The organism is uncultured Campylobacter sp. (assembly GCF_944323605.1).
Classification (GTDB): Bacteria; Campylobacterota; Campylobacteria; order Campylobacterales; family Campylobacteraceae; genus Campylobacter_D.
The window spans coordinates 1-4,525 of the sequence record NZ_CALUTC010000029.1; the positions used below are offsets into that span (position 1 = coordinate 1).

General features: G+C 29.3%; 5 protein-coding genes and 1 pseudogene. All 6 read left to right on the top strand.

Annotated features, from left to right (window positions below):
• Positions 1-497, top strand: a 497-nt coding sequence (locus Q0J35_RS08910; RefSeq protein ID WP_297195628.1) for a bacteriocin, incomplete at its 5' end; no start/stop codon positions are given.
• The gene (locus Q0J35_RS08915) at positions 497-1,237 is read left to right on the top strand and encodes a hypothetical protein (RefSeq protein ID WP_297195630.1); all 741 of its coding nucleotides are present in this window, start codon (positions 497-499) and stop codon (positions 1,235-1,237) included. The genes Q0J35_RS08910 and Q0J35_RS08915, both read left to right, overlap by 1 nt.
• Positions 1,238-1,386: 149 nt before the next feature.
• Positions 1,387-1,980 carry a hypothetical protein gene (locus Q0J35_RS08920; RefSeq protein WP_297195632.1) on the top strand — a complete coding sequence of 198 codons (594 nt, stop codon included), beginning with the start codon at positions 1,387-1,389 and terminating at the stop codon, positions 1,978-1,980.
• Between the two features lie 4 nt (positions 1,981-1,984).
• Positions 1,985-2,656, top strand: coding sequence for a hypothetical protein (locus Q0J35_RS08925; protein ID WP_297195634.1), 672 nt, complete (start codon positions 1,985-1,987; stop codon positions 2,654-2,656).
• Between the two features lie 49 nt (positions 2,657-2,705).
• Complete coding sequence (locus Q0J35_RS08930; protein WP_297195636.1) at positions 2,706-3,698, top strand: Cj0814 family flagellar-dependent secreted protein; 993 nt, start codon at positions 2,706-2,708, stop codon at positions 3,696-3,698.
• A gap of 99 nt (positions 3,699-3,797) precedes the next feature.
• Positions 3,798-4,525: pseudogene (locus Q0J35_RS08935) on the top strand (hypothetical protein); the annotation flags it as partial.

A 4,525-nucleotide genomic window follows, 5' to 3' on the forward strand; every position in this document is an offset into this window, starting at 1 on the left:
ATGGCAAACTTACAGAAAATTCACCCGGTGTAAAAGTATTAAGTTTAGATGAGAAAAAACAAGTTAAGGGTGGGTATTTGGTAATTCCAAAGCATAATGGTATTGATGAGTATTATGTTGTAGCAAGATATACAAGCGGGGAAGCGAACTATATATTAAATTATGCAAATAACTTGAATGCGCCTAAGGGATTGTGTGGCATAAATCAAGCAACTTGCAATAATCCTAGTTCCAATAGATTTACATCTTTTTTGGAAGTAACAGGAAATCATATAGACTTTTTTCCTATGTATTATGTTAAGAGAAATATAGGAATATCTCATTTAGGAAATAGATTTATTTATTTTACCTACGGTGTCGGTGTATCTGATGCTAGAGGTAACATTTATAAATTTAGCTCTAGCCCTTTATTAAACAACAACATGATAATAAAAGAAATGGCAAACAAATACAAGGAACAAATGGAATCAGCTTTAGGTGGTTGGCATATAAGATGATGACCGTATCAAGCCTTAATACCTATAAAAACTATATAAACGAAAATAGGGTTTATAAAGGTAATGAATATAAATCAGCTAAAGATATAGAAACCATGATGCATTCTTTTAAAAATGTTATTAGACATTATGAAAAATTGAGTGCATCTGTAGATTTTATAGATGGTTCTATAGAAGATCAGCTAAGAAAAGGAAAAATTAGCGAAAATGAAATCAAAAGTCTTTACAGATGGATATTTGAACATCATCCTACACCAATATTTAAATTCGAAGATTTTGAAAAAGAGTATATACAAATTTTTCAAACAAGTATGAGCATAGATGAACTTAAGGAAAAATTTCTTATTTTAAAGTCTAAACAAGAGGAGTATTATCAGGCTTTTGAAACAAGTAAAAACATAAAAGATTTTGAAGAAAGAGCTAAGGAAATAGAAGGAAAATATTCAAATAAAGATAAAGTAGATGATGAAAATATTCAAGATAAAGAAAACTCAAAAAATATACAAAAAGTAAATTTAAATCAAGATAATATAAATAAAGATAATACAACCTCAAAAGAACCAAACCCCTTCACCCCCATACAAGCTGAAAGTAAAAGTGAAACTTTTACTTATGATGATATAGCTAAAAACTTCTTTTTAACTTTTTTAGAGAATGAAAGAAAAAAGGGGACTGATGTATTAGAATTATTACAGAATTTATTTAAGGTAGATAAAAACAAAGTAGATTTAAAGGCTTAGTGGATATAAGTAAAAAGTAAATTTAAGTGTTTGAAATTTAAATTACTTTTTTACACAAGATATAAATTTAAACACTAACTTTCATAAAGCTATTTTCAAATTTGACGATTTAGATTCATACATAGTTTATTTTTTAAAAGAGTAAAAAAATGATTAAAAAGATATTTGTCGCATTGAGTTTATGCGTTTTTCTTACAAGTTTATCTTTTGCAGAGGATTTATTAGCCTTTTATACCAATGGCAAACTTACAGAAAATTCACCCGGTGTAAAAGTATTAAGTTTAGATGAGAAAAAGCAAGTTAAGGGTGGGTATGTGTTTAAGTATGAAAGCTTTAAAAACAAAAGCACCTTTGAATCAGAAGTTCATATGATACTTGGTCTTTCTCCTCAAGAAGCTGATTATATAAGGAGTGGCAAGGGAATATGCACAGTAGGACAATCAAGCTGCTCCAATCCTAGTTTAGATAGACTTGTAGCTTATAAGCAGATAACATACGATTCCTTAAGTTTTTACCCTATGTATATAGTAAAAAGAAAAATTCAATATTCTAGATACGGAAAACCTTTTGTTGTATTTACTTACGGAGTTGGTGCTATGGATTTAAAAGGAAATAAGTATAAATATAACTCCACAAGCAACCATCTTTTACTAAACTATAATTCAGTAATAAGAGAAGTAAGAGCTAAATATCAGTCTTATATAGAAAGTTCTATGGGCGGATATAATCCTGGGCTATTTTAGAAAAATGATAAATTTCAATACAAATATTTCTAATACAAGCCATATCCAAGCAAAACAAAATTCATTCTTGTCGGAGAACAATAATAAGATAAGTAAAAAGGATTTAGACGATCTTAACAATTTGCTTGAAAAGGGTTATTATTATGGAGATCCTGAAGTAGAGATGGTGGAGGGTTCTATACTGCATAGGATTATGACAAACGATGTTTTTAGCAAATTAGAAACAAAAATGCTAAATGACTTAGAAAGCGACGGGGATTATATAACAAAATCGTTTTATTTTTTTGATATAAATAAACAAAAACACACCCTTATGAAAACTATGACAAGTGTGAGCGAGTTTGTAAAGGTGTGGAGAGGGATAAAAGAGGAGAGGAAAAAAGAGTTTTTTGATGAATTTGGACCCAAGAAAATAGATGAAGCAGATATGAAAAGACACTTTGAAAAGTATGGTTTAAATTCGCAAGAAAGCACGGAGTCTGAAGAAAATTCAAGTAAAAAGCCTTTCACCCCCATACAAGCTGAAAGTAAAAGTGAAACTTTTACTTATGATGATATAGCTAAAAACTTCTTTTTAACTTTCTTAGAGAATGAAAGAAAAAAGGGGACTGATGTATTAGAATTATTACAGAATTTATTTAAGGTGGATAAGAGTAAGATAGATTTTAAAGTGTGAAAAGATTGTAAAATATGCTCTAAAGGTATAAGAAAGTTAAGGATATTTTATGTATATAAAAAATGTAGCAAATCAACATAATAATTATTATATATCCAACAAAATAAATACAAAAAGTTATGCCACAAACAATACAAACGAAGTATTAGGCTACAAGCTTGATAAAGAGGGATATTTTACAGCCGAATTTAACAAGGCTGCAAATATCCCTGAAGATATAAAAATTCATTCAAATAGTCTTAAAAACTTTGTTGCAGAACTAACTCATTCATTCCCATTTAAAAGTTACGAAAGTATAGATATAGCAAAAACTATTGGCAATGCTTATAAGATATTTTCTCAAATTTTAAACTCAAACGAATTTTTATCCGGTAAAGATAATTTTAACGAGGACGATTTGAAACATATACCAAGCCATTTTATCTTAAATTCTCAGGGCAAACTTACAAAAACATTTAGTTATGAAGAAGCTTTGCAAAGAGTAGAAGAAAAAGTAGGATTTAAAGATAGTCTAAGTGCTACAGATATGATATATCCTACTTTTTATGAGGCTTTAGATGATGAGATTTTACCCATTAATAAGTCTTTGCTAAGCACTAATAATTGGCTATGGCATAAAGATAAGGGTATAGATTTTGATAAATATATAAACGATGACGGCTCCGTATCAAAGGCGGGATTACTTATGTCTTTTTTAGCTAGAAATTATGCTTATAATGACTTAGTTGTTGGCGAAACCACCATTTATGGCAAGATAAGAGGACTTGATAAAAATGTCAATCCTGATGACTTGCAAAAGCTTTCAAATGAAATTTTAGGTCTAGAGGGCTTTCCTTTTGATGCTGAGATTATGAATAAAACGAGTCTAAAGGACTTTTCTACTGATTTGCTTAAATGGAGAAAAGAAAACTTAGACGATATAGATGAAGCCTTTAAATATTCTAAAGAAATTACCGAGCTTTTATTTAAAAGTGTAGATGAAGTCTTAGAAAAAAGCAAACAAAATACAAAAAGGTGGCATGAGCTTGATTTAAGAGTTTAGAATTTATTTTTTTACAACACAAAACACAATTTAAAAAAAACAAATTCTTTAAAGTTTTATCTAAATTTGGCGATTTACAAGGGGTAAAAAGGATAAACTATGATTAAGAGCTTAAGTATTGCTTCTTTATCTCATAATCAAACATTACAACACCTAAATCAGCTTGGAAAAACGCTTCAAAAATTAAGCTCATCTAACGAAAGCTTAGATGAGCTAGTTAAAGACAAAAGCGAAGCTGTTAGTGAAATTCTAAGTTACGGCGTAGATAAAGAAGGGTATTTTACATCTGATTTTAATGAAGCTGCGGGACTTCCTAAAGATTTTAAGATAAACGCACAAGATGCACTTATGATCGCCTATACATTTCTAGCACATAGTGCTTATTTTATAATACATACGGATATAGATTTAGCAAAAACTTACTCAAATGCATATAATGCGTATAATAATAAAGGATACGAAAATTCTAATCCTATATCAAATGGAGCAAATTTAACAAGTTTTATAAGTTACAACCCAAGACAATCTGTATCAAGTCAAAGCACTATGGGTGGAAAGATTGCTGGTTTTGATAAAAATGTAAGTGATAAAGAGATAAAAGATTTCAAAAATTTTATGGAAGCTAATAAAATTCAAGTAACAGGTATAGGAGCTTCTTATGAAAATAGCTGGGATTTTACTGGCGATGCTTTGTTTTTAAGTATATATGTTAGAGCCTCCAAAACCTACAACCTAGGCTCTGATATAATCAATCTAGCTCAAAGCTTAAGAGATGAGTATGTAAGCTTAGTAAATTCAAATATAAGCTTAGATGAATTTAAAGAAAA

Coding starts and splice junctions, on each gene's coding strand:
- Q0J35_RS08920 (WP_297195632.1), top strand. CDS start 1,387: ATGATTAAAAAGATATTTGTCGCATTGAGTTTATGCGTTTTTCTTACA.
- Q0J35_RS08930 (WP_297195636.1), top strand. CDS start 2,706: ATGTATATAAAAAATGTAGCAAATCAACATAATAATTATTATATATCC.
- Q0J35_RS08915 (WP_297195630.1), top strand. CDS start 497: ATGACCGTATCAAGCCTTAATACCTATAAAAACTATATAAACGAAAAT.
- Q0J35_RS08925 (WP_297195634.1), top strand. CDS start 1,985: ATGATAAATTTCAATACAAATATTTCTAATACAAGCCATATCCAAGCA.